Origin of the sequence: Caballeronia sp. LZ003 (genome assembly GCF_031451465.1) — a bacterium.
GTDB lineage: Bacteria > Pseudomonadota > Gammaproteobacteria > Burkholderiales > Burkholderiaceae > Caballeronia.
Map to the genome: position 1 here is coordinate 1,245,024 of NZ_JARUXJ010000004.1, position 25,452 is coordinate 1,270,475.

A 25,452-nucleotide genomic window follows, 5' to 3' on the forward strand; every position below is an offset into this window, starting at 1 on the left:
GCCTTTCCGGGGGCTCATGCAGCCAGCGCCAGGTGAATGCGCCCGAGATCGCGCACATTGCGGCGAGCGTGCCGAGCAGGAACATCGCGAAAACGAGCCAGCCGAGCGCGGGCGCCGCGCCGAAGCCCGACGGCACCGCGAAGACGCTCATGCCGAGCAGCACGGCAGCCGTCGCGAACAGTCCCGTCAGCAAGACGGGCCGGTCGCCCCAGCGGTCGGTGAGCAATCCCCAAGGAAGTTCCGATACCGCAAGCCCCAGCCCGAGCGCGCCGAGCACGAGTCCGACTTCGCCGTTGCCGAAGTGATAGCCGCTGCGCATCCAGACGGCCGTCGTCGGAATGCCGCCGATTGCCGCCGAAAAACTCGCGTTGGCGGCCACGCCCACGCCGAGCACTTTCCATCGATGCGCGCTCGAACGCGACGCTGCGTTCAAGGTTAAAGGAGTTGCCATGTCGCCACCCTGTTCTCAATTTGACTAAACCCAGTGTGACGGCATACGATCATCCTGAAAATAGCAAAGTTTTGCATCGATCGTTCGATAAAACAGGATTGTTGCCATGACTCAAACCACGTTCGACCTCGCGGTCCTTCGCAGCTTCGTCGCGGGCATGGACTTGGGAAGTTTCGCCAAGGCCGCGGACCGCGTCGGTCGCTCGACTTCCGCCGTCAGCGCGCAGATCCGCAAGCTGGAAGAGCAGGCGGGCACGCCGCTTTTTCGTAAATCGGGCCGTGGGCTCGCGCTCACCGACGCGGGCGCGGTGATGCTCGCCTATGCGCGCCGTCTCGTCGAATTGAACGATGAAGCGGCGGTCGCGGTGCGCGGCGTCGATCTCGAAGGCTGGATACGGCTCGGTCTGCAGGAAGACTTTGGCGAAGTTTTGCTGCCGGAAGTGCTGGGCCGCTTTGCGCGGGCGCATCCGAAAGTGCGGATCGAAGCGCGGGTGGCGCGCAACACCGAATTGCTGGAGCGCATCGAGGCGGGTCAGCTCGATCTCGCGCTCGTCTGGGGCGCAGGCAGCGCAACCGACGTTGGCAACGCGACCAGCCTCCCTCAACCGATCGCCGCGCCGCCGATGCGCTGGATCGTGTCATCGACAGTACCGTGGCAGTTCGATCTGGACGAGCCGCTACCGTTGATCGCGTTCGACCGCCCGTGTCTCTTTCACAGCGCGGCGGCCGCAGCGCTGGATCGCGCGGGCATCAAGTGGCGCATCGCGTTCACGAGTCCCAGTCTGTCGGGATTGTGGGCGGCCGCCGCCGCAGGTCTCGGCGTGACGGTGCGCACGGCCTATGGCGTGCCAACCACGGTGCGCGCCCTCGAATGCGATGAGAGCGGCTTGCCGCCGCTGCCGTCGATTCCGCTCGCGCTGCATCGCGGAGCGGGCGCGGGATCGCCCGTGGTCGACCGGCTCGCGTCACTCGTGATGGATTCGGTGCGCGAGATGCACGCATCGACTCAAACCGTGGCGGCTTGAGCCTTCGCTCAACCGAGGCGCTTGTCGCGCTCGATCACCGCATACGCGCTGTGATTGTGGATCGACTCGAAGTTTTCGGCTTCGAGCACATAAGCGACGATGCGCGTATCGGCATTCAGCCGCGTGGCCACGTCGCGCACGAGGTCCTCGACGAACTTCGGATTTTCATACGCACGCTCGGTCACGAACTTCTCGTCGGGCCGCTTGAGCAAGCCCCACAATTCACACGACGCCTCTTCCTCGGCGATTCGCACCAGTTCTTCCACCGCGACTTCGCCCGCCAACTCCGCCGTGATGGTCACGTGCGAGCGCTGATTGTGCGCGCCGTATTGCGAAATCTTCTTCGAGCAAGGACAAAGGCTCGTAACGGGGACGAGCACTTTCATGGTCATGCGCGTTTCGCCGTCGCGCGTTTCGGCGATAAAGCTCACGTCGTAATCCAGGAGACTCTGCACGCCCGACACCGGCGCGGTCTTCATGACGAAGTAAGGCAGACTCACTTCGATACGGCCGGAATGCGCCTCCAGTTTCGTGAGCATCGAGACGAGCAGCGCACGCAGGGAAGTTTGATCGAGCGGCTCGCGATTCTCCTCGAGCAGCGCGACGAAACGCGACATATGCGTGCCCTTTTGCTCGGCGGGCAGATGCACATCGAGGTTCCATACGCCAACGCTCGGCTGCACGCCGTTTGCCGACCGCACCGACAACGGATGCCGCACTCCCTTCACGCCGACACGCGCAATGGCGATCTGACGCGTATCAGGCGTGCTTTGAACGTCGGGCATCACGAAGGCGGGATTCATCTGGTTCATTGATTCTTGTCCTTGGGCTCGCGCGGTCTTTCCTGAAAGCGCGCTTCATAACTCGTAAGCGAAAACGGCGCGGATTGCGGCCCGCGCCGTGTAGAGACTAAGTGCAAAGCACGGCGCGCCCCGAGCGCGCCGCGTCAGGCTGAAACGTCAGGCAACGCGCTTTTCCAGCTTGCCCGGCTGGGCGCTCACGACCGCGTTGAGAAAGCGCTCGCGAATAGACTTCGCGATACCCGCACCGTCCAGACCGACGCTTGCAAGCAGCTTCGCGGGATCGCCGTGATCGATGAAGACGTCCGGCAAGCCAAGCTGAAGCACGGGCTTCACGACCGAACTGGCCAGCAGCGCTTCGACGCATGCCGAACCCGCACCGCCCATGATCGCACCTTCCTCGATGGTCACGAGCGCGTCGTGAGTGGCGGCGAGTTCGCGCAGCAAGTCGGCGTCGACAGGCTTCACGAAGCGCATGTTGGCCACCGTCAGATCCAACTCTTCGGCGGCAACGAGCGACGGCGCGACCATGGTGCCGAACGCGAGAACGGCGATGCGCTTGCCCGAGCCGAGTTTCTGCGACGACTCGCGGCGCACCTCGCCCTTGCCAAGCGGAATGGCGGTCATTTGTTTGACGGTTGCCACGCCCGTGCCCGCGCCACGCGGATACCGCACGGCTGTCGGGTTCGGTTGCTGAAGCGCGGTGTAGAGCATCTGACGGCATTCGTTTTCGTCGGATGCGGCCATCACCGTCATGTTCGGGATGCAGCGCAGGAACGCGAGGTCGTAATTGCCCGCGTGCGTTGCACCGTCCGCGCCGACGAGACCCGCGCGGTCGATGGCGAACACCACTGGCAGATTCTGCAGCGCGACGTCGTGGATCAGCTGGTCGTACGCGCGCTGCAGGAAAGTCGAGTAGATGGCGACGACGGGCTTCATGCCGTCTGCAGCCAAGCCGCCCGCAAACGTCACCGCATGTTGCTCGGCGATGCCGACATCGTAATAACGATCCGGGAAGCGCTTTTCAAATTCGACCATGCCCGAGCCTTCGCGCATGGCAGGCGTGATGGCAACCACGCGCGAGTCTTGCGCGGCAGCGTCGCACAGCCATTCGCCGAACACCTGCGTGTAGGTTTTCTTCGAGGGCGCCGTCGATGGCTTGATGCCTTCGGCCGGATTGAATTTGCCGGGACCGTGATAGAGCACCGGATCGGCTTCGGCGAGCTTGTAGCCTTGGCCTTTCTTGGTCACGACGTGCAGGAATTGCGGACCACGCAGTTCCTTGATGTTCTGCAGCGTCGGAATGAGCGAATCGAGATCGTGACCGTCGATTGGCCCAATGTAGTTGAAGCCGAACTCTTCGAAGAGCGTAGCTGGCACGATCATGCCCTTCGCGTGCTCTTCGAGCTTGCGGGCGAGATCGAGCATGGGCGGCGCGACGCGCAGCACGCGTTCGACACCGGCGCGCGCGGCGGCGTAGAAGCGGCCCGACATCAGACGGGCGAGATGACGATTCAACGCGCCCACGGGCGGCGAGATCGACATGTCGTTGTCGTTGAGGATCACGAGCAAGGGCACGTCGTCGGCGACGCCGGCGTTGTTCATTGCCTCGAAGGCCATGCCCGCGGTCATCGCGCCGTCGCCGATCACGGCGATGGAATAGCGGTTGTCGCCCTGCAGCTTGTTGGCGATCGCCATGCCGAGCGCCGCCGATATCGACGTGCTCGAATGCGCCGTGCCGAACGTGTCGTACTCCGACTCGCTGCGGCGCGGGAAGCCCGAGATGCCGTTCAACTGACGCAACGAGTGCATCTGGTCGCGCCGGCCTGTCAGGATCTTGTGCGGATACGTCTGATGGCCTACGTCCCAGACGATACGGTCATTCGGCGTATCGAATACGTAATGCAGCGCGATCGTCAGCTCTACCGTGCCGAGATTGGACGAGAGATGGCCGCCCGTCTGCGACACGCTGTCGAGCACGTAGGCCCGCAGTTCGTCGGCAAGCGGCTGCAGTTGGCGTCGATCAAGGGCGCGAAGGTCGGCCGGATCGTCGATGGTTTTCAGCAAGTCGTACATCGTCGTCCCATTTTAGGAAAACTGGCGTGATTCGTTCAACGCGGTCATTGCGCCGTGGGGTTCGTCACGCATTCAACGTTCAGTGCACCCGGTTCACAACCAGGTTGGCAAGTTCGGCCAGGCGCTGACCGCGCGCGCCGAACGGCTCTATTGCAGCGTGCGCATCGCGGCCGAGTTGCGCGGCGAGTTCGCGCGACGCATCCAGCCCGATGACCGAAACATACGTGGGCTTGTCGTGCTGCGCATCCTTGCCCGCGGTCTTGCCAAGCGTGGCGGAGTCCGCCGTGACATCGAGGATATCGTCCACCACCTGAAACGCGAGGCCGACCGCGGCGGCGTATTGATCGAGCGCCGCAAGCGCCTTGGCGTCCGGACGTTCGCCCGCGAGCGCACCCATGCGCACCGAGGCGCGCAGCAACGCTCCCGTCTTCTTGCGATGCATGGTTTCGAGCTCCGGCCGCGACAGCTTGCGCCCGACGCTTTCGAGATCGATGGCCTGACCGCCCGCCATGCCGAGCGAGCCGCTTGCGAGAGCCAGTTCGCGCACGAGCGCGGCCTGCTGGGTATCGCTCAGACCATTGCCCTCGGATGTCAGCGCGACGAACGCCTGCGACTGCAACGCGTCGCCGACGAGCAGTGCCGTCGCTTCGTCATATTGCACGTGTACCGTGGGCTTGCCGCGACGCAACGCGTCGTCGTCCATTGCGGGCATATCGTCATGCACGAGCGAATAGACGTGAATCATTTCGAGCGCCGCGCTTGCCGCTTCGACGGCCGGCGCGCTCGCGTGGGTCAGTTCGCCCGCAGCGTGCACGAGAAGCGGCCGCACACGCTTGCCGCCGCCCAGCACCGCGTACCGCATGGCTTCGTGCAGACGCGCCGGCGCGATGTCCGTGCCCGGCAGATAGTGCTCCAGCGCGGTCTCGACGCGATCGAGCGTGGCACGCATCCATTGTTCGAAGCTCATAGGTCGTCGTCCCCTCGGTCGTTGGTGGCTCCTGCACCCTGGGTCGCGCGCTGTACCTCGGCGGGCAGCGGCTTGAGCGTCTCGCCATCGAGCACGCGCACCTGCTGCTCGACTTTTTCGAGCTGTTGTTGGCAAAAGCCCACAAGCGCGGCGCCGCGCCGGTATGCCGCGAGCGACTCCTCGAGACTCAGCGCGCCCGCTTCCATGCGGCCGACGAGTGATTCGAGTTCCGCGAGCGCTGTTTCGTAGTTTTCCGGAAGCGGCGCGGCGTCGTTGGCAAGCGCGCCTGCACCGGTTTCTTCGCGTGTATCGGGGACAGCGGTCTTCGCCATGAATCGTGGATGTGCAAATGTATTTTGGAACCAAGTCGCACATTCTACGGCAAAAGCCAGTTTTTCGACCCGAAACACGTCCGTCGCAAAGCGTGGAGACGGCTAATCCTTGAGCTTGCGCCACAGCCGCCCGGCGTAGGGACGCGACGCCCTCGCGCCGGCTTTGAACGGAACTCCTGCAACAATTTATACCCAAATCAAGACCTTATACGCCCGAGTGTGGCGGATTTCGGTATAATCGCGGGCTCCCTAAATCGAATCTTCGATGGTTGGGTTGTTCACTGCTTTCACGTCTTAACGGGAGTGGGAATGTCCAATCTGAGCAATGCATTGCAACTGAATGCCATTCACAGTCAGTTGCCAGTCACGGCTTACTTTGACGAAGCGCTTCTTACGCGCGAAATCGAAACACTTTTCAAGCTTGGTCCACGCTACGTCGGGCACGAACTCATGGTTCCCGAAGCGGGAAACTATTTCGCGCTTCCTGGCGAGGGCGAAGGGCGCGTGCTCGTGCGCAATCAGCAGTCGAATATCGAATTGCTGTCGAACGTGTGCCGCCATCGCCAGGCAATCATGCTGAACGGTCGCGGCAGCGCGGACAACATCGTCTGCCCGCTGCATCGCTGGACGTACGATCTGAACGGCCAGTTGCTCGGCGCGCCGCATTTCGCCGACAAGCCCTGCTTGAATCTCGGCGCCACGCCGCTGCAAAACTGGCAAGGCCTTCTCTTCGAGGCCGCGGGTCGCAATGTCGCGGCCGATCTCGCGAAACTCGGCACGGCGCGTCATTTCGACTTTTCGGGCTATATGTTCGATCACGTCGAAGTGCACGAGTGCAACTACAACTGGAAGTCCTTCATCGAGGTTTATCTGGAGGACTATCACGTCGCGCCGTTCCATCCGGGACTCGGCAGCTTCGTGTCGTGCGACAACCTCGAGTGGGAATTCGGCGACTGGTACAGCGTCCAGACCGTCGGCGTGCACAAAAATCTGGAGAAGCCGGGCAGCCCGACGTATCGCAAGTGGCACGACGAAGTCCTGCGCTTCCGTAACGGTACGCCGCCCGAATTCGGCGCCATCTGGATGGTGTATTACCCCGGTCTCATGATCGAGTGGTATCCGCACGTGCTGGTGGTCTCGTGGCTGATCCCGCAGGGCACGCAGAAGACGACCAACATCGTCGAGTTCTACTATCCCGAGGAGATTGCGCTTTTCGAGCGCGAGTTCATCGAGGCGGAACGTGCGGCCTATATGGAAACCGCGCGTGAGGACGATGAAATCGCCGAACGCATGGACGCCGGCCGGCGCGCGCTCATGTCGCGTGGCGAGAATCAGGTCGGGCCGTATCAGAGTCCGATGGAATCCGGCATGCAGCATTTCCACGAGTTTCTGCGGCATCAGCTCGGGGCCATCTGAACGCCGTTCGGCTATCGCGCGGGAATCATGAAAAGGCGGGCTTTCGAGTCCGCCTTTTTGTTTAGACTAGCTGTATCCCACTTCACGCGCGCGGCGATTGACACGACCGGGCGCGGACGCTTTGCAAGGGATCGGGGTCGCGCGCCGAAGCGCACACTCTGTCCGACACAGGAGCCGTCATGCCGCACACCCACTACACCACGCTCATCTCGGCGACGAATCTTGCCGAACGGCGCGCCGCCGCGCCCGGCAGCGTGCTCGTGTTCGATTGCCGATTCGACCTCGCCGCGCCTGAATCCGGCGCAGCGGCTTATGCCCAAGGTCATATTCCGGGCGCGCACTATCTTCATCTCGACCGCGACTTGTCCGGCGTCAAGACGGGGTCGAACGGACGTCATCCGTTGCCCGAACGCGGCGCGCTCGTCGAAAAACTCGCGAGCTTCGGGCTAAACGAAGGCCAGCAAGTCGTCGCCTACGACGCGCAAGGCGGCATGTACGCGTCACGTTTGTGGTGGCTCCTGCGTTGGCTCGGTCACGATTCCGTCGCGCTGATCGACGGCGGTTTGCCCGCGTGGGAGGCAGCAGGTCAGCCACTCGATACCGCCGCGCCGCAAAAGACAGACGGCACGTTCAAGGCCGCCGCGCCGCTTGCCGTCACCATCGATGCTCCGGCGATCGAACGCAGCATCGGCACGCGCGACCATCTGCTGATTGATGCGCGCGCCGCGGACCGGTATCGCGGCGAGAACGAGACGCTCGATCCCGTCGGCGGTCACATTCCCGGCGCGCTGAATCGCTTCTTCAAGGACAATTTGACGCCGGAAGGCCGCTTCAAGACCGCGCACGAATTACGCGATGCGTTCGGCTCGCTGATCGGCGCCACGCCCACCGACCGCATCGTGCTGCAATGCGGCTCGGGCGTGACGGCATGTCATAACGCGCTCGCCATGGAGATTGCCGGTCTGCACGGCGCGGCGTTGTATCCGGGATCGTGGAGCGAATGGAGCGCCGATCCGGGCAGGCCCGTTGCGACCGGTGCGAAGCCTTGAAGCGCGTAAAGCGCCGTCACTTGACGCCGTGCTCGCGGAACCACGCGAGCGCGCGCTTCCAGCCATCCTCCGCGTCTTCCTTGCGATAGCTCGGCCGATAATCCGCGAAGAACGCGTGCGGCGCGTCGTCATACACGACGATCTGCGACTCCCGCGCCTTCGGCTGGCCATTCGCCACGGCCTGCTTCATCTGTTCGAGCGTGTCCTGCGGAATGCTCTGATCCTGCCGGCCGTATAGCCCGAGCACAGGCAGATTGAGCTCGGCCGCGTTGTCGATCGGGTTGCTCGGCGTGTTCGCCGTCTTGTTCCCCGTGACGCGCCCGTACCATGCAACCGCCGCCTTCACGTGCGGATTGTGCTCCGCATAAAGCCACGTAATGCGCCCGCCCCAGCAGAACCCGGTGATGCCTAGCCGCTTCAGATCGCCGCCGTGCTCGCCCGCCCATTTGACGGTTTCGTCGATGTCCGAGATCACTTGCGAGTCAGGCACCTTCGAGACGAGCTGCTCGTTGAGAAGCTGCATGGACTTGTACGCCGAGGCATCGCCCTGACGCGTGTAGAGATCCGGCGCGATGGCAAGATAGCCTTGCTTGGCGAAGCGCCGGCAGACATCGGCGATATGCTCGTGCACCCCGAAAATCTCGTGGATCACGATGACGACCGGCAGATGCGTCTTGCCCTTCGGCTGCGCGCGATACGCCGGCACGAGCACGCCATCCGCGCCGCGCACGCCCACGGCGCCGGCTTCGAGACCCGCGTCATCGGTATGAATGGTTTGTGCCGACACGGGCAGCACGCACGCTGCGAAGCCTGTGCCGAAAGCTGCCTTGATGAAGTTGCGACGGTCGAACGGAACGTGTGGAATGAGGCTGTCGACTTCAGGGGTAAGCATGCAAAGCTCCCGCAGCAAGCGCCGGCAGGCGTCGATTCGCGCGGCCGGCGGCATGGATTCTGGAACCGCGCGAGCGTGTTCAAGGCTCCACGACGCGCGGCGCTGTACGACTCCCAAGCGAACGCGCCGACATATCACAAGGCGCGCCGCTCATTCTAAACAGCTTTGCAGCGTCGATGCAGCTCAGTGCAGCTTGACGCGCGGCGCGGTGGACCGGCGCAGCCAGTGCGCGATGGTGTCGAGCACCATGCGCGCGTAGCCGTGGAGCGCGGCGATATGCAGCCGATACAGCGACATGTACATGAAGCGCGCGAAGAGGCCTTCGATCATCATGTTGCCGCCGATGAGCCCGCCCATCAGGCTGCCGACCGCGCTATAGCGACCGAGCGACACGAGCGAACCGAAATCGCGATACGTATATTCCGGCAGCGATTTACCGTTCATGCGGCGCTCGAAAGCCTTCAAGAGAAAGCTCGCCTGCTGATGCGCCGCCTGCGCGCGCGGCGGCACACCGCGCTCGTTGCCGGGCCACGGACACGCGGCGCAATCGCCCAGGGCGAATATGTTGTCGTCGGCTTCCGTTTGCAGCGTTCGACGCACGATGAGCTGGCCGAGACGATTGGTCGGCAAGCCGTCGAGCTGCGAGAGAATGGCCGGCGCCTTGATGCCCGCCGCCCACACCGTGAGGTCCACGCGAATGGTCTTGCCGCTCGCCGTGCGAATGGAATCGCGCGAGACTTCCGCGACGGTTTCGCCCGTCATCAAGGACACGCCCAGCTTCGTCAATAGCTCGGCCGTCGCGGTCGATACGGTGTCGCGCAGCGCGGGCAGAATGCGCGGCCCCGCTTCGATCAGCACGATACCGATGTCGTGCTTCGGATCCAGCTTGTGCAAACCGTACGCGGAAAGCACGTGCGCCGTGTTGCGCAGTTCCGCCGACAATTCCACACCCGTCGCACCCGCGCCGACGATCGCCACCTGAATGCGCGGCGCGTTCGGCGAACCGAGCGGCACAGGCGGCCCTTCGGAATCGTCGATGCCCGCCGCCACCGGTTCCGGCGCAAAGTGCTCGGCGCGCATGCATGCCGCGATGAGCCGCTTGCGAAAGAGCTCGGCCTGGCCAACTGTATCGAGCGCGATGGAATGTTGCTGCGCGCCTTCGACGCCGAAGAAATGCGTCGTGCTGCCGATGGCAATGACGAGCGTGTCGTATTCCAGCTCGCGCTGCGGCAAGACCTCGCCCGCTTCGTCGTCGCGCAACGCGCTGATGGTAATGCGTTTTGTCGCGCGGTCCAGCGCGATCAACTCGCCCTGCTGAAACTCGAAGCCGTGCCACATGGCCTGCGCGGCGTATTCGAGTTCCTGCGTGAACGGGTCCATGCTGCCTGCGGCCACTTCATGCAGAAGCGGCTTCCAGATATGCGTGGGATTACGGTCCACGAGCGTGACTTGCGCACGCGGTGCCGTTTTACTGTCCGTCGTACCGAAACGGTCGCCGAGACGAGTCGCCAATTCGAGACCGCCGGCCCCTCCGCCGACGATGATGAATCGATGCATAAAGCTCTCCCGAATTTTTCTCCGCACGCGGAGTAATCAACTTACCGAGCCTCGGACCGCACGTACGTTCGACGACGTGTCGGCCCGATGTCTCACCTTCCAAAAACCATTCTGCTTGAACGCGCGGCGCACTTGCAATGGCCGGCCTCGCATGTCCGGCATTCAGCGCGCTCTTTTTGCTCAGTGTGCTTCTTCCCAGTTATTGCCGACGCCCACCTCAGCCACGAGCGGCACGTTCAGCTTGGCGACGCCACACATCAATTCGGGTAAGCGCTTCCTGACTTCGGGCAGTTCCTCTTCGGGAACTTCGAGCACGAGCTCATCGTGTACCTGCATGATCATCTTCGCGTGGATATTCGTAGCCTCGATCCAGTCCTGCACCGCGATCATCGACAACTTGATGAGATCAGCGGCCGTTCCCTGCATGGGCGCGTTGATGGCCGCGCGTTCGGCCGCCTGACGACGCGGACCACTGCCGCCGTTGATCTCCGGCAGCCACAGACGCCGGCCGAACACGGTCTCCACGTAGCCGTTCATCTTCGCGGTCACGCGTGTGCGCTCCATGTAGTCGGCAACGCCCGGATAACGCGCGAAATAGCGGTCGATATAAAGCTTCGCCGCGTCGCGCGTGATGCCGAGATTCGACGCGAGCCCGAACGAACTCATGCCATAGATCAAGCCGAAATTGATCCCCTTGGCGATACGCCGCTGGTCGTTCGACACTTCGATCGGCGTCACGCCGAACACTTCCGACGCGGTCGCGCGGTGCACGTCCTCGCCTTCCTTGAACGCGCGCAACAACGATTCGTCACCCGAGATATGCGCCATGATGCGCAGCTCGATCTGCGAGTAATCCGCCGATACGATCTTGCAATCCGGCGGCGCGATGAACGCCTCGCGGATGCGCCGGCCTTCGCCCGTTCGCACCGGGATGTTCTGCAAGTTCGGCTCGTTCGACGACAAGCGCCCTGTCACCGCGACAGCCTGCGCATAGTTCGTATGCACGCGTCCCGTCGATGCATTCACCATGCGCGGCAGCTTGTCCGTATAAGTGGACTTGAGCTTCGACAGCCCGCGATGTTCGAGCAGCACCTTCGGCAGCGGATAATCCTCGGCGAGTTTTTGCAGCACTTCTTCGTCGGTGGAAGGCGCGCCGCTCGGCGTCTTCTTCACCACCGGCAGTTCGAGTTTCTCGAAGAAGATCTGTCCGATCTGCTTGGGCGACCCGAGATTGAATTCGCCGCCCGCCAGTTCATAGGCTTCCGTTTGCAAGTCGATCAGCCGTTTGGCGATCTCGTTGCTCTGCGTGTCGAGCTTCGCGCGATCGATCAGCACGCCGTTGCGCTCCATCTTGCGCAACACGCGCGAAGTCGGCAATTCGATCTCGCGATATACCTTCAACAAGCCCTCTTCCTGCACGACTTGCGGGTAAAGCGCCTGATGCAGACGCAAGGTGATGTCCGCATCTTCGGCGGCATACTCGGCGGCTTTGTCGAGCGCGACTTCGTCGAAACCGATTTGCGACGCGCCCTTGCCCGCGACGTCCTCGTATTTGATGGTCTTCACGCCCAAGTGCCGCAGCGCGAGGTTGTCCATGTCATGCGGCCGATGCGACTCCAGCACGTACGACTGCAACAACGTGTCATGCTCGACGCCGCGCATGACGATGCCGTAATTGGCGAGCACCTGCTCATCGTATTTCAGATGCTGGCCGACCTTCTTCTTCGATTCGTCTTCGAGCCACGGCTTGAGCTTCGCGAGCACTTCATCGCGCGGCAGTTGCACGGGTGCGTCCGGCCCGCGATGCGCGAGCGGAACATATGCGGCATGACCCGGTTCGACCGAGATGGACAAGCCGACGATCTGCGCGGTCATCGGGTCGAGCGCGGTGGTTTCGGTATCGAACGAAGTGATCTCGGCGGCATCGATGCGTTCGAGCCACGCGCCGAACTGTTCCCACGTCTGTACCGTCTCGTAGTGGTGGACGATCTCCGTGACTTCGGCGGGCGGCGTGTCGGTCGGGCCTTCGACGGCATCCGCGATTTCGACTTCACGCAGCCAAGTCTTGAAGCCGTGACGCAGGAACACGTCGCGCAATTCGTCGCGCGACTCGGGACGGCTTTCGAGCGTTTCGTCGATCGACGCGATCTGCGACGCCAGGTCGCATTCCGTGTGTACGGTAACGAGCTTGCGAGCCATGGGCAGGAAGTCCAGAGCCTTGCGCAGATTGTCTCCTACCGCACCTTTGATCTCGCCCGCATGTTCTACGATGCCATCAAGGGAGTCGTATTGCGTGAGCCACTTGAGCGCAGTCTTGGGACCGCACTTTTCGACGCCCGGCACGTTATCGACCGTATCGCCGATGAGCGAAAGATAATCGACGATACGTTCCGGCGGTACGCCGAACTTGGCGATGACGCCGGCGCGATCGAGCGTTTCGTTGGTCATCGTATTGATGAGGGTGACATGATCCGTCACGAGTTGAGCCAGATCCTTGTCGCCCGTCGAGACGATCACTTTCATGCCGCGCTTTTCGGCCTGAACCGCGAGCGTGCCGATGACGTCGTCGGCTTCGACGCCTTCGATCATCACGAGCGGCCAGCCGAGCGCACGCACGGCGACGTGAATAGGCTCGATCTGCTTCGAAAGGTCTTCGGGCATGGAAGGCCGGTTGGCCTTGTAGTCGGCGTACCAGTCGTCGCGAAACGTCTTGCCTTTGGCGTCGAAGACGCACGCGCTATACTCTGCATTGGTTTCACGCCTAAGGCGTCGCAGCATGTTGATCATTCCATACAGTGCGCCGGTCGGCCCGCCGTCGGGGCCGCGCAGGTCAGGCATGGCATGGTAAGCCCGGTACAAGTAGCTAGAACCGTCGACCAATAGCAGGGTCTTACCTTCAAGACTTCGTTCTTCAGGCATTATGAACAAGAGAAAAGTGATTCCGAGTCTGCGATCGCTCGCAGATCAAGAGCGCGCGACGGCCAAAAAGGCTCGCGCATCGTGGCAGATGTTCACGATTATGGCAGAGTTTATCGAGGCTACCGAGTACCTCTCGGAGATCCGTCCTGCCATCAGCATCTATGGTTCCGCGCGTCTTAAACCCGAGTCGCCGTACTATCAGCGGACCATTGAAATCGCGCAAAAATTCTCCGATGCAGGCTTCGCCGTGATCTCCGGCGGCGGTCCCGGCATCATGGAAGCAGCCAATAAAGGCGCGCATGCGGGCAAGTCGCCGTCGGTGGGTCTCAACATCGAATTGCCGCACGAGCAGTCGGGCAATCAATGGCAGGACATCTCGCTGCGCTTCCGTCACTTCTTCACGCGCAAGGTCACGTTCGTCAAGAATTCGGATGCGGTCGTCGTGATGCCGGGCGGCTTCGGCACGCTTGACGAACTGGCCGAAGTGCTCACGCTCATTCAGACCAAGAAGTCGCGCCACGTGCCTATCGTGCTGGTGGGCGCCGAATTTTGGGCCGGCTTGCTCGACTGGTTCAAGAACACGCTGTTGACCAATGGCGTCATCGGCGAAAAAGATCTTGGACTCATGCAAGTGATCGACGACCCCGATCAAGTGCTCGATGCGGTGCTGCGCTTCTATGAAGATCGCGAAGGCGCGGCAGAGCAACCGGCGGAAGGTAAGTCGGATGAGGACCGGATGTTTTATTTGTGATTCGAAGGCTGTCGGGCGAGCGGAATCGCTATCTTCCCTCTCGCCCTTTCCCCTCTCTCGCCTCATTCACGAGCAGCATCTCTCTGACACACGCCCATAAAGCGTAGTCTTCCGAATCGAATACTGGAGTTTGCCGGCTCCCGCATAGGTGTTCGCTGTCGAGCCGCTGCATGGCGCATCGCAATCTTCAGCCACGCACGAGCCGCCTTGAAGAAGACCGCCCGCTTCGCTTCTTCGCGTTTCGACGTCTCACTGAAACGCCACCTCCGCAAAGCTGCGCAACTTCCGGCTGTGCAACCGCGACAGGCCATTCATGCGCAGCAGTTCCATTGCCTTCACGCCAATCTGCAAATGCTGATCCACTTGCGCACGATAAAATTGATCGGCCATGCCCGGCAGCTTGAGTTCGCCATGCAGCGGTTTGTCCGACACGCATAGCAACGTCCCATAAGGCACGCGGAACCGGAAGCCGTTCGCGGCGATGGTCGCGCTTTCCATATCGAGCGCGATCGCGCGGCTTTGCGACAGCCGCTGCACCGGCTCGCGATGATCGCGCAATTCCCAATTCCGGTTGTCCACACTCGCGACGGTGCCCGTGCGCATCACGCGCTTCAGTTCCACGCCTTCGAGTTGTGTCACCTGCGCAACGGCCTTCTCGAGCGCGACCTGCACTTCCGCCAGCGCGGGAATCGGCACCCACAGCGGCAGGTCGTCATCCAGTACGTGATCCTCGCGCACATAGCCGTGCGCCAGCACGTAATCGCCCAGACGCTGTGTGTTCCGCAAGCCCGCGCAATGCCCGAGCATAACCCACGCGTGCGGACGCAGCACCGCGATGTGATCCGTAATGGTCTTTGCGTTCGACGGCCCCACGCCGATGTTCACCATCGTGATGCCGCTGCCATCCGCGCGCTTCAGGTGATACGCGGGCATCTGCGGCAGACGCGCGATTGGCGCGCCTTCCTCCGGTTGCTCGCCGAGATTGGCGTTGTAGGTGACGACATCGCCCGGTTCGACGAACGACGAATACTCGCTGCGATACGCGCGCGTTTCCTCGTCATCCGCGCGCGACATCAGCGTGCGGCCGAGCTTCACGAACTCGTCGATATAGAACTGGTAGTTCGTATAAAGCACGTAGTTCTGAAAATGCGTGGGGGAAGTCGCCGTGTAGTGCCGCAGCCGATGCAGCGAAAAATCCACCCGCGCCGCCGTGAAGAGCGCAAGCGGATGAGGCTCGCCCGCGGCGGGCTCATACGTGCCGTTCACGATGCGGTCGTCGAGCAGCGCGAGGTCCGGGGTATCGAAGACATTGCGCATGGCGAGCAGGCGATCACGGTCGAGATCGCCTTCGAGATGGATGCCTTCGGCGAACGCGAAGTGAATAGGAATGGGTTGCGCCGACACGCCCACTTCAATGCCCACATGATGGTTCTTCGTCAAGAGCCGCAACTGCTCGCGATAATAATCGCCGAAGAGATCCGGACGCGTGAGCGTAGTCTCGAAGATGCCGGGCCCGGCGACGAAACCATACGAGCGCCGCGAGTCGATCTGCGTGTTGAGCTCGGTACGCACGCGCACGAACGGATAGCACGCGCGCACGCGATGCGTGAACTGCTCGTTGCGCCGATACCGCGCGAACTCGTCGCGCAGGAAAGCGGTGTTGGCTTCGTAGATGGCGGAGACCCGCGAGACGGCGGCTGCGGGGTCGTCGAATGATTCGGTCGGGAAGTCGTTTGCAGGCGTTCCCTGAGTGGTCTGAGTCCGGTCGTTTGTCATGATCTTGTATGCGTGTCTGATGCCCTCGTAGTCATCGACATTAACACGGAAGCATGCAAGAACCATGAAGCCCCCGCGCCGCGCAAGTGCGTGCGAACACGGCGCGCAACAGCTTTTTTAACGTTCCGGCCGAAATCCGCGAAGCAGCGCAAAATAAGGCGTTGCGCCGGCATGGGGTTCGCGTTTTGCTAGAATCCGGCCATCGCCTGGAGAACTGACATGAAGCCGCTCTATTTCGCCGCCGCCGCGGCCGTCCTTGCCGTCGCAAGTGTAGGCGCCACGGCGCAAACCCTCCAGGCCGAGCAGGCGGGCGCACAGCCACAAATGTCGCAGGAAGAAGCCGCGGGCCTGCCTGATCTGAAGGCTATCAACCGCCCGCCCGCGAACGCGAGTTCGAAGGTCGAAATTTCGCCGCCGCGCATGCCGAGCTTCCACGAACTCAGCACCAACGGCACCGAGATCACCGAGTATCGCGACAAGGGCAAGCCCGTCGAGATCAACGTGCATTCGAACTTCGGCACGCGCTATCAGATGAGTTCGCCTTACGACACCTCGCCGCAAGTCCGCGATAACGGCAAGGCAAGCACGCGCCTGCCATCGGTAAGCGTGCGCTACTGATCCACGGGTTGTTTGCGCCCGCTCGTCTGAGCGGGCGTCTCCACGCAGTGCTCACGCGACTGCGCCGTTCACCGGCCCGCCACGGGCTTCTCAACCTGACCCAAGTTTCTGCATGGCCGTATTCACCCCCGTCTCTGACGCCGAACTCGGCGACTGGCTGCAACACTACGATCTCGGCGATGTCGTCGAATTGCGCGGCATCCAGTCGGGCATCGAGAACAGCAACTTTTTTCTCACGACCACGCGCGGCGAATACGTGCTCACGATTTTCGAGAATCTCACGGCGACGCAACTGCCGTTCTATCTCGATCTGATGCGCCATCTGGCGGCGCATCGCGTGCCGGTTCCCGATCCCATGCCGCGCAGCGACGGCTCGCTCTTCGGCATGCTGCACGGCAAGCCCGCTGCCATCGTCACGAAACTCGAAGGCGCGCCGGAACTCAAGCCAACGCCCGCGCATTGCATCGAAGTCGGTCAGATGCTCGCGCGCATGCATCTCGCCGGGCGCGATTTTCCGCGGCATCAGCCGAACTTGCGCAGCCTCGCGTGGTGGCAGGAGAACTTGCCGGCCATCGTTGACTTCCTGAGCGCGCCGCAGCGCGAACTGATCGAATCCGAGCTTGTGCATCAGGCCGCGTTTTTCACGTCGGCGGACTACGCCGCGCTGCCGGACGGGCCGTGCCACTGCGATCTGTTTCGCGACAATGTGCTGTTCGCGCCGGGCCGCGATCACGCACGGCTCGGCGGGTTCTTCGACTTCTACTTCGCGGGCGTCGACAAGTGGCTCTTCGACGTCGCCGTGACCGTGAACGACTGGTGCGTCGATATCGAAAGCGGCGCGCTCGACCCCGCGCGTGTCGACGCGATGTTGCGCGCTTATCAAACCGTGCGCCCCTTCACGCCCGCCGAGGAACGCCACTGGAACGACATGCTGCGCGCCGGCGCCATGCGCTTCTGGGTCTCGCGCCTGTACGATTTTTACCGTCCGCGCGAAGCGCAGATGTTGAAACCGCACGATCCCGGCCATTTCGAACGCATTCTGCGCGAGCGCGTCAAAGCCGCTGCCAGCCTCAATCAGTAACCTTCCACTCTGCTCATGCGACTGATCGAAGTTCCCGCCAAGACCGGCTATGTATGGTTCCGCCAGGGCATCTGGCTGTTCCGCCGCAATCCGTTTGCGTTCCTCACCGTGTTCTTCGCTTATCTGTTCGTGATGACGCTGATTTCGCGCGTGCCGCTCATTGGACCGTTGCTGCCGTTGCTGTTCATTCCGGGCATCGCGGTGGGTTTCATGGCCGCCTGCCGCGACACCATCGCGGGCAAGCCCGTTTGGCCGACCGTTCTCGTCGATGGCTTCCGCTCCTACGGCACCGTGGTCGCGCGCCGTCTGCTCGCGCTCGGCGCGATCTACGTCGTGGCGATGGCGGTGATCTTCGCGGCATCGGCACTGGTCGACGGCGGCACGCTGCTCGGCCTGATGATGGGCGACGGCCCCGCCGGCGACCCCGAAACCGTGGCCGCGAGCTTCAGCCCGCTCGCCGTGCTGGTGGCGATGGCCTGCTATATTCCAGTGGCCATGCTGTTCTGGTTCGCGCCCATTCTCGTTGCATGGCACGACGTGACGCCCGCGAAGGCGCTGTTCTTCAGCCTCGTGTCGTGCTGGCGCAATCGCGGCGCCTTCGTGCTTTACGGCGTGTTGTGGATTGCCGTGGCGCTTGCCGTATCGTTCGGCCTGACCGCGCTGATGCAGGCGCTCGGCGTGAGTCAGGAGATGGCGTTGGCGGTGCTCATGCCCGCGTCGATTCTCGTCACGACCGCGCTTTACTGCTCGTTCTATGCGACCTATCGCGGCTGCTTCGGCGTGCAGTCGCCGGACACGCCGGATATGCCTAATGCATCGGACACACCGGGCATCTGATGCCCCGAATCCTCGCGCGCGAAGCGTTTTCCGTACACTAACGTCATTGGCCGATACGGCCTTTTGCGGCGCCTCGCCATGACCTCGCCCGACGACTTCCCGCTCGAACTCGATCAGCAAATCTGCTTCGCGCTCTATTCGACATCGCTCGCGATGACGAAAACCTACAAGCCGATGCTCGACAAACTCGGCCTCACCTATCCGCAGTATCTGGCGATGCTGGTGCTGTGGGAAAGCGACAATCTCACCGTGAAGGAAATCGCCGCGCGCCTGTCGCTCGATTCCGCCACGCTCACGCCGCTGCTCAAGCGCCTGGAGGCGCAGGGGTACGTTGAGCGCATGCGCGGCGTCGAGGATGAACGGCAGGTGCACGTGCGCTTGACGGCGCAAGGCCGGTCGCTGCGGCAATCGGCTCGGGCCATTCCGCCTGAGATTTTTTGCGCGGCTGGATCGGATGTGGACGAATTAGTGCGCCTGCGCAGCGATCTCGTCAGGCTGCGCGCATCGCTCAACGAGTATCTAGAACGCTGATAGCCATTCCCTAATCGCATCTTGACCAAAATTTAATTTGCACGCTAATGATTATCGCGATATATTTCTATCCGTGGTCGACGCAACGATGACCCGACAGTCAAGTCCAACCCTTCCGCGCCGAACACGGCGACGAATTCAAGGAGAAAAGCGATGAGCATCCTGTACAAGGCAACCGCGACGAGCACCGGTGGACGCGACGGACGCGCGGTGTCATCCGACGAACAACTGAACGTGAAGTTGAGCGCACCGAAGGCCTTGGGCGGCACGGGCGCGGAAGGAACGAATCCGGAACAATTGTTCGCGGCGGGCTACTCGGCGTGCTTTCTTTCCGCGATGAAATTCGTCGCCGGCCAGCAAAAGCGTACGGTTCCGGCGGATACGACCGTCACCGCCGACGTGGGCGTCGGCCCCAACGATGCGGGCGGCTTTGCGCTGGATATCGAATTGCGCATCGCGCTGCCGGGACTTGACCGAGCGGAAGCACAAGCGCTCGTCGATGCGGCTCACAAGGTTTGCCCGTATTCGAACGCGACGCGCAATAACGTCGATGTGCGCGTGAAGCTCGTCTGAGCGAGTCGGACAAAAGAAAATGCCGGCTCGCGAAACCGGCATTTTCTTGGGCGTTGCAAATGAAAAAAGCCGCTGGACAATTCCTGCGGCTTTTTTATTAACGCTCTGAAAGCATACTGCTTAGTTCGCCATCCACGTCGGATGACGCGTGCCAGCACGCTGATCCAGGCGCTTCATGCGATATTCGAGATCGTAAATGTCTGTGGCTTCGGCCAAATAAGCGTCGTCGCGTTCGCGATCACGTTGGTCGGCGGACTTCGTCAGAAACAGGAAAATGCGGCTGAGCAGGAACATGGTGGGCCTCGCTTGGATACTGGGGTAACTACCTATGGATGTAACTATAGGGTAATCCCTGATCCGACGCAAGTCTTATCGGCTAGATTCCTGATACTAAAGACTTATTTGCAACACCTGAAATTGTCGTACGGACTGCTCTAAGCAACGAAAGCCGCGTGCGCGGACTCGCTGGAACGGCGTTGATGTTTGAAGAACTCCCACATCACGGCTGACGAGTCCGGACCCTTGGCTGAATGGAAAGCCACGGTATCGTCGCCGCCCGCCCACGCGTGGCCCAACCCGCGAACGACCACGCTCTTGACGACGCGTCGGCCATTCTTGAAGTAGTCGCGCACGACGCCGTCCGCTTGCTTCTCTTCACGCAATTCGCCTGCGCGCGGAGCACCGGCGGCATCGACGAAACCGTTGAGACGCAAAAATTGTTGCGTCAATTGTTCGGCGTTGGACGGCGACACGACTGAATCCAGTTCGCCGTGAACGATGATCGCCGGCATTCCGGGATATTCGCGCGTGTCGACGGCAGCATCGACGAGCGTGACGGGGTCGTTGCGACTGCCGCGACGCATGACATCCATCGCGCCGATTGCCGAACTGGCCTCGCCGAACACTACCCCAGAGTGCAAGCCGACAGCGGCGAACAGTTGCGGATATCGCACCGCTAACAAGGCGGACATGCCAGCACCCGCCGACATGCCGGCGAGATAGACGCGCTCGGCGTCGAAACCATGCTCGGCGACGACCGCCTTGACCAGCGATACGATCGACGCCGCCTCGCCGCCGCCTCCATTGCCGGACGCGTCGTACCAGCGCCAGCAACGATGCGCATGATCATGCTTAGACTGTTCGGGATACAGCACGGCGAAACCAAACTTGTCGGCGAGAAGATTGAGGCGCGTTCCTTGCGCAAAATCATCGGCATTCTGCTGACAGCCATGCAACATGACGACGAGCGGCGCGCGTTCGAGTTCGGCTTGCGGCGGCGTGTACAGCGCGTACGAAACATGGTTGACGAAGCGTCCACCCGTCGGCGGCGCGGAATGATAGGAACGCATCCACTTTCCCAAAGCCCAAGCGGACGCGCGCGGACGAACTCGCGACTCCCGCGCCGTCGGCTGCGCACCAACGCCTGAGCCACTGCGCACAGTGGCTGCCCTGGTAGCAGCACCCGACTTGAGTTTTGTCTTGACGCTTTTCGGTCGGGCTGGCTTTGTTGAGGGACGCGACTTCGGCACACGCAAGGGTTCGACTTGACTGGCGACCAGGCGTCTCAAGCCACGCAACCAGAGCTTGGTAAGGCTTTTCGACATTTGGCTGGGTCCTCTACAAATAAGCGAATCAGAAGGCACTCTGTTTTGATGATGACAAGACGTGCCCAGTTGTGCATCGCACAATAACATCAAAAAGACGGTTTCGAACGACTCGAAAACTCATTTATCGGGACGAATTGCAGGGCAATCAAGGCGAAAGAGAATTTTTAACCGAAGTTACACGACGTAACTGACATCATCTTTTCGGCCGAGTCGCATAATTAGGGATTGTCCCAGCAGGTATACTCCAAGGTCTTCTCCACGCAGTCGTGACAGCCGGTGCGAGATGCACGCTTCATGTCGCACTGCAGCAACCTCTATTCCCAAGCTCTGCAATGAACCTTGTTCCATCAGCCTCAACCTGGTTTTTCGTTACCGCTTTCGGCAGCGTCGGCGTCATGGCGCCGTTGGCGGTCGTGATTGCGGCGTGGCTCGCCGTCGGCTACCGATGGAAATACGCGTGCGCGTGGCTCGGGTTGCTCGGTGTTGCCAGCGGACTCGTGGCGTTGAGCAAGATCGCGTTTATCGGTTGGGGAATCGGCGTGCGCGATCTGGATTTCACCGGCATCAGCGGTCATGCGTTGATGTCGACGGCTGTACTGCCGGTTGCGCTATTCGTCGCCGCGTTGTCGATGCGCGCGTCGTTGCGCGTCACAGCGATCGTGCTGGGACTTGTTATTGGCGTAATGGTGGGCGTGTCGCGTGTCGTGCTGAACGCGCATTCGATCTCGGAAGTGGTCGCGGGAGGTTTGCTTGGCGCAGTGGTGGCCGTTGCTTTCGCGTGCATCGCGTGGCGGGCGCAAGCGGCGAAAACGCTATCACCGGGACCGGTCGCGGCGAGCCTGGCTGCGGTCGTGATCGCGTTGCATGGCGTGCCGGTGCCTACTCAGCAGTGGATCACGCAGATCGCGCTGGAACTGTCCGGCCACGAGCGGCCGTATATCCGGGCGCGCTGGAAAGTGCAAAATTATCGAATTCCAGCGCGTCGGACCGAGGCGCTGGCGGTGCCGTTCGCGGTTGCTTGAGCGGCCGCCTGAGCAGCCGCACTCTCTGTAAGCCTCAGTCGCTCACACCAATGATCACGCTGGAAGCCTTGATCACTGCAACGGCTTTCTGACCTTCTGCGAGGCCAAGTGTATCGGCGCTGCGGTTCGTGATGATCGCGGTCACCGTGGTTGCGTCGTCCAGCGTCAATGTCACTTCGGCGTTCACGGCGCCCTTCGTCACACTCGCCACCGTGCCACGCAACTGATTGCGTGCCGAAATCTTCGCGGGCGCGTCTTCCATCAGCATGACCCACGACGCCTTGATGAGCGCGAACGCTTCGCTGCCTTCCTTGAGACCGAGCGATTCGGTGCTTTCGTGCGTAACCACGGCAACGATCGTCTGTCCACCCGGCAAGCCCAGTTCGATTTCGTCGTTCACCGCACCGCGCGTGACTTTGGTGACTTTCCCCGCCAGTTGATTGCGTGCACTCGTTTTCATTCCTAGTCTCCCTATGAGTTGCCAGTCGCGGGCGAAGCCTTCCATAGCCATGCCCGCTTGTTGAAGAAACTTGCGATGTTCGCGTTCAACCGCTTGGTAGGTGTCGATGAGACGCCGCGCCGCCGATGTCAATGTGGTTCCGCCTCCGCCCCGCCCACCGCTCGCGGTAATCACGAGTGGCTCGCCAGCGAGATTGTTCATGGTGTCGACCGCATCCCAGGCCGCCTTGTAGCTCATGCCGACGGCCTTTGCCGCCGCCGTGATCGATCCGTTATCGCGAATCGCCGCGAGCAGCGCAATACGCGCCGCGCCGCCAAGAGTCGCGTCGCCGCTTTGCAGCCAGACAGCGCCACCAACTGCCAATGAATCGGCCGTGGCGGAGGGTGCTGTTTCGTTCATCGATTGCCTCCCGCATCGCGTTGCGCATTATATCGGCGCGCATACACGGCCACGGCCGATAGGTCAGAAAGCCGTTTCAATTCATACGAATGCCAATCATTCTCGCAGTCACGAAATCGACACACGGCGAGTGAAACATGGCGCATTGCGCTTTCACCGATTCGCGCAAGCCCCGCTCAAGCCAAGGACGCGACATGAACGACTTTGCTCTTTCTACTGGCCGTCAGGGCCGCACCACCGGGCAACGGCTCGCCCTGCTGCTCTTTCTGATCGCCATCGCGGCAGGCGCCGTTTATTGCGTCACGCATCTTTTCGAAGACCTCTCGCCCGTGCGCGAATCGTCAGCGTTTCCGTACATCTTGCTTGGCATTGCGCTTTTGATCGCGCTCGGCTTTGAGTTCGTCAATGGCTTTCACGATACCGCGAACGCCGTCGCCACCGTCATCTACACGCACTCGCTGACGCCGAATCTGGCTGTCGTCTGGTCCGGCGCGTGGAACTTCGTCGGCGTGCTGGTCTCGAGCGGCGCGGTGGCCTTCGGTATCCTGCAACTGCTGCCGGTGGAATTGATCATCGGCGTGGGGAGCTCGCAGGGCTTCGCGATGGTCTTTGCGCTCCTGATCGCGGCGATCATCTGGAACCTCGGCACGTGGGCGCTCGGCTTGCCGTCTTCCAGTTCGCATACGCTGATCGGCTCCGTGATCGGCGTCGGGCTGATGAACCAGATGCTGCACGGCGCGAACGGAACGTCCGGCGTCGATTGGGCGCAAGCGACCTCGGTCGGCAAGTCGCTGCTGCTTTCGCCGCTGGTCGGCTTTATCGCCGCGGGCTTTTTGCTCTACGTGATGAAACTGGTCGTGCGCGTGCCCGCGCTCTACAAGGAACCGGAAAAGAACACGCCGCCGCCCTTCTGGATTCGCTGCCTGCTGATTCTCACTTGCACGGGCGTTTCGTTCGCGCACGGCTCCAACGACGGCCAGAAAGGCATGGGCCTCATCATGCTGATTCTGATCGGCACGGTGCCGACCGCCTACGCGCTCAACAAGGCCGTCACGGCTGAGGAAACGCAGACCTTCCTCTCGGTTAGCCACAACGCATCCGAAGTGCTGCAGCGTTACGCCGATGGCAAGCCTGCCGCCACGGATTCACGCGGCGCCGTCGAGCATTACGTGCAGACGAAGACGCTTGCGCCAGACACGGTTCCGTCGCTGAAAAATCTGATCGATTCCATCGATGCGAAAGTGCGTCCGAGCGAAACCATCGCAAATTTGCCGCAGGGAACGGTGCGCAACGTGCGTAACGACATGTACGTGGCATCGGAAGCGCTGCGTCTGATGGAAAAACAAAAAGCGCCGGCCTTCACGAAGGACGATTCCGCCGTGCTCGCCAACTACAAGGCGCAGATCGATCACGCCACCAAGTTCATCCCGACCTGGGTGAAGGTAGCGGTGGCCGTCGCGCTCGGGCTTGGCACGATGGTCGGCTGGAAGCGCATCGTGGTGACGGTGGGCGAGCGTATCGGCAAGACGCATCTGACATATGGACAAGGCGCTTCGGCGGAACTGGTCGCGATGCTGACCATCGGCGCCGCCGACGTTTACGGCTTGCCGGTGAGCACGACACACGTGCTGTCGTCGGGCGTCGCGGGCACGATGGCCGCGAACGGCTCCGGTCTTCAATGGCGCACCGTGCGTAGTCTCGCGCTGGCTTGGGTGCTGACCTTGCCGGTGTCGATCATCCTCGCGGGCGGACTTTTCTGGGCCTTTCGCGGTATCTTCTAAGCGTTTGTTTTCGCATCCGTTTCGCATCCCTTCCGCATCCTACGCAATTGCACGGCGCAGAGTCCGATCCGCGCCGTGCAAGTTTTGCCCACCCCCATCTGCATCGACTCCCTTTTCGACAATCCGCTTTAACCGCGCAACCGTTCGATTGCGCGTCTAGCCTTTATCCATAAGCCTGAGCCGCTGCGGCACAGCTATTGCTAAACACCACTCGTCGATCGCAACCCGACCGGCTGGCGGCCGAAAGCCGCCACTCGACGTGTCGCTGCGTGGGAGACCATGGCGGGGCCGGTTCAAGGCGATCTTTCGATAAGGAGAAGACAAAATGACGATCGGAACCATACTGCTGATTATCCTGATCTTGCTGCTGGTGGGCGCAATCCCGTCGTGGCCGCATAGCCGTAGCTGGGGTTACGGGCCGAGCGGTATCTTGGGCATCGTGCTGATCGTGGTCATCGTGCTGTTGCTCATGGGTCGCATATAACCGCCTGAACGGTTTGCAAACAACGTTCGAGACAGACCGCAAAACAAAA

Annotated in this window: 24 protein-coding genes; 12 read left to right on the forward strand and 12 right to left on the reverse strand. The window is 61.8% G+C overall.

Annotation, left to right across the window (positions count from 1 at the left end; translation table 11 throughout):
* Window positions 1-451, reverse strand: a 451-nt coding sequence (locus QCE79_RS29550; protein WP_309850011.1) for an MFS transporter, incomplete at its 3' end; no start/stop codon positions are given.
* Between the two features lie 106 nt (window positions 452-557).
* Between QCE79_RS29550 and QCE79_RS29555 the strand changes: the two genes are divergently transcribed.
* Window positions 558-1,475 (forward strand): LysR substrate-binding domain-containing protein, encoded by a 918-nt coding sequence (locus QCE79_RS29555; RefSeq protein WP_309850013.1) that lies wholly within the window; start codon window positions 558-560, stop codon window positions 1,473-1,475.
* A gap of 8 nt (window positions 1,476-1,483) precedes the next feature.
* On the opposite strand, the gene folE2 is transcribed toward QCE79_RS29555, so the two are convergent.
* From folE2 to QCE79_RS29575, 4 genes are all read right to left on the reverse strand, one after another.
* Window positions 1,484-2,287, reverse strand: a complete 804-nt coding sequence (gene folE2, locus QCE79_RS29560; RefSeq protein WP_250509845.1) for a GTP cyclohydrolase FolE2 — start codon at window positions 2,285-2,287, stop codon at window positions 1,484-1,486.
* 147 nt (window positions 2,288-2,434) lie between these two features.
* The gene (gene dxs, locus QCE79_RS29565) at window positions 2,435-4,351 is read right to left on the reverse strand and encodes a 1-deoxy-D-xylulose-5-phosphate synthase (RefSeq protein ID WP_244829182.1); all 1,917 of its coding nucleotides are present in this window, start codon (window positions 4,349-4,351) and stop codon (window positions 2,435-2,437) included.
* A 79-nt stretch (window positions 4,352-4,430) separates the two neighbouring features.
* On the reverse strand, window positions 4,431-5,318 hold the full coding sequence (locus tag QCE79_RS29570; RefSeq protein ID WP_309850019.1) for a farnesyl diphosphate synthase: 888 nt from the start codon (window positions 5,316-5,318) through the stop codon (window positions 4,431-4,433).
* Window positions 5,315-5,650: an exodeoxyribonuclease VII small subunit gene (locus QCE79_RS29575; protein WP_250526557.1), complete on the reverse strand. Its 336-nt coding sequence runs from the start codon at window positions 5,648-5,650 to the stop codon at window positions 5,315-5,317. The genes QCE79_RS29570 and QCE79_RS29575 overlap by 4 nt, the downstream gene beginning before the upstream one ends.
* 309 nt (window positions 5,651-5,959) lie before the next feature.
* Here QCE79_RS29575 and QCE79_RS29580 point away from each other — a divergent pair, with 309 nt between their 5' ends.
* Both QCE79_RS29580 and QCE79_RS29585 read left to right on the forward strand, forming a co-directional pair.
* Window positions 5,960-7,066: an aromatic ring-hydroxylating dioxygenase subunit alpha gene (locus QCE79_RS29580; RefSeq protein WP_244829179.1), complete on the forward strand. Its 1,107-nt coding sequence runs from the start codon at window positions 5,960-5,962 to the stop codon at window positions 7,064-7,066.
* 179 nt (window positions 7,067-7,245) lie between these two features.
* On the forward strand, window positions 7,246-8,115 hold the full coding sequence (locus QCE79_RS29585; protein WP_309850022.1) for a sulfurtransferase: 870 nt from the start codon (window positions 7,246-7,248) through the stop codon (window positions 8,113-8,115).
* Between the two features lie 16 nt (window positions 8,116-8,131).
* On the opposite strand, the gene QCE79_RS29590 is transcribed toward QCE79_RS29585, so the two are convergent.
* From QCE79_RS29590 to polA, 3 genes are all read right to left on the reverse strand, one after another.
* Window positions 8,132-9,007: a dienelactone hydrolase family protein gene (locus QCE79_RS29590; protein WP_309850024.1), complete on the reverse strand. Its 876-nt coding sequence runs from the start codon at window positions 9,005-9,007 to the stop codon at window positions 8,132-8,134.
* Window positions 9,008-9,190: 183 nt separating this feature from the next.
* Window positions 9,191-10,564: an NAD(P)/FAD-dependent oxidoreductase gene (locus tag QCE79_RS29595; RefSeq protein ID WP_309850026.1), complete on the reverse strand. Its 1,374-nt coding sequence runs from the start codon at window positions 10,562-10,564 to the stop codon at window positions 9,191-9,193.
* Window positions 10,565-10,744: 180 nt separating this feature from the next.
* Complete coding sequence (gene polA / locus QCE79_RS29600) at window positions 10,745-13,483, reverse strand: DNA polymerase I (RefSeq protein WP_309850654.1); 2,739 nt, start codon at window positions 13,481-13,483, stop codon at window positions 10,745-10,747.
* Window position 13,484: 1 nt separating this feature from the next.
* Here polA and QCE79_RS29605 point away from each other — a divergent pair, with 1 nt between their 5' ends.
* Entirely contained in the window at window positions 13,485-14,234 is a 750-nt protein-coding gene (locus tag QCE79_RS29605; RefSeq protein WP_244829174.1) for a TIGR00730 family Rossman fold protein, read from the forward strand.
* 249 nt (window positions 14,235-14,483) lie between these two features.
* Here the strand turns inward: QCE79_RS29605 and QCE79_RS29610 are convergent, their stop codons facing one another.
* Entirely contained in the window at window positions 14,484-16,010 is a 1,527-nt protein-coding gene (locus tag QCE79_RS29610; protein ID WP_309850030.1) for an AMP nucleosidase, read from the reverse strand.
* Window positions 16,011-16,229: 219 nt separating this feature from the next.
* Between QCE79_RS29610 and QCE79_RS29615 the strand changes: the two genes are divergently transcribed.
* The 5 genes from QCE79_RS29615 to QCE79_RS29635 all read left to right on the forward strand — a co-directional run bounded on the left by QCE79_RS29615 (window position 16,230) and on the right by QCE79_RS29635 (window position 19,650).
* Window positions 16,230-16,628: a hypothetical protein gene (locus tag QCE79_RS29615; RefSeq protein ID WP_250466513.1), complete on the forward strand. Its 399-nt coding sequence runs from the start codon at window positions 16,230-16,232 to the stop codon at window positions 16,626-16,628.
* A gap of 112 nt (window positions 16,629-16,740) precedes the next feature.
* Entirely contained in the window at window positions 16,741-17,709 is a 969-nt protein-coding gene (locus tag QCE79_RS29620) for a homoserine kinase (protein ID WP_309850032.1), read from the forward strand.
* Between the two features lie 15 nt (window positions 17,710-17,724).
* Window positions 17,725-18,546 carry a BPSS1780 family membrane protein gene (locus QCE79_RS29625; RefSeq protein WP_244829169.1) on the forward strand — a complete coding sequence of 274 codons (822 nt, stop codon included), beginning with the start codon at window positions 17,725-17,727 and terminating at the stop codon, window positions 18,544-18,546.
* Between the two features lie 78 nt (window positions 18,547-18,624).
* A complete protein-coding gene (locus QCE79_RS29630; RefSeq protein ID WP_244829168.1) occupies window positions 18,625-19,077 on the forward strand; it encodes a MarR family winged helix-turn-helix transcriptional regulator in 453 nt (150 codons plus the stop codon).
* A gap of 153 nt (window positions 19,078-19,230) precedes the next feature.
* Window positions 19,231-19,650: an organic hydroperoxide resistance protein gene (locus QCE79_RS29635; RefSeq protein ID WP_244829167.1), complete on the forward strand. Its 420-nt coding sequence runs from the start codon at window positions 19,231-19,233 to the stop codon at window positions 19,648-19,650.
* Between the two features lie 120 nt (window positions 19,651-19,770).
* Here QCE79_RS29635 and QCE79_RS29640 read toward each other — a convergent pair whose 3' ends face one another.
* Together QCE79_RS29640 and QCE79_RS29645 are read right to left on the reverse strand one after the other, a co-directional pair.
* On the reverse strand, window positions 19,771-19,944 hold the full coding sequence (locus QCE79_RS29640; RefSeq protein ID WP_244829166.1) for a DUF3563 family protein: 174 nt from the start codon (window positions 19,942-19,944) through the stop codon (window positions 19,771-19,773).
* A gap of 140 nt (window positions 19,945-20,084) precedes the next feature.
* Window positions 20,085-21,254, reverse strand: a complete 1,170-nt coding sequence (locus QCE79_RS29645) for a PHB depolymerase family esterase (protein ID WP_309850656.1) — start codon at window positions 21,252-21,254, stop codon at window positions 20,085-20,087.
* Between the two features lie 335 nt (window positions 21,255-21,589).
* Between QCE79_RS29645 and QCE79_RS29650 the strand changes: the two genes are divergently transcribed.
* On the forward strand, window positions 21,590-22,279 hold the full coding sequence (locus tag QCE79_RS29650; protein WP_309850038.1) for a phosphatase PAP2 family protein: 690 nt from the start codon (window positions 21,590-21,592) through the stop codon (window positions 22,277-22,279).
* 34 nt (window positions 22,280-22,313) lie between these two features.
* Here QCE79_RS29650 and QCE79_RS29655 read toward each other — a convergent pair whose 3' ends face one another.
* Window positions 22,314-23,138, reverse strand: coding sequence for a TOBE domain-containing protein (locus QCE79_RS29655; protein ID WP_309850041.1), 825 nt, complete (start codon window positions 23,136-23,138; stop codon window positions 22,314-22,316).
* A 194-nt stretch (window positions 23,139-23,332) separates the two neighbouring features.
* Here QCE79_RS29655 and QCE79_RS29660 point away from each other — a divergent pair, with 194 nt between their 5' ends.
* Both QCE79_RS29660 and QCE79_RS29665 read left to right on the forward strand, forming a co-directional pair.
* Window positions 23,333-24,919 (forward strand): inorganic phosphate transporter, encoded by a 1,587-nt coding sequence (locus tag QCE79_RS29660; protein WP_309850044.1) that lies wholly within the window; start codon window positions 23,333-23,335, stop codon window positions 24,917-24,919.
* A 325-nt stretch (window positions 24,920-25,244) separates the two neighbouring features.
* On the forward strand, window positions 25,245-25,403 hold the full coding sequence (locus QCE79_RS29665) for a DUF3309 family protein (RefSeq protein ID WP_244829161.1): 159 nt from the start codon (window positions 25,245-25,247) through the stop codon (window positions 25,401-25,403).
* Window positions 25,404-25,452 lie beyond the last annotated feature (49 nt).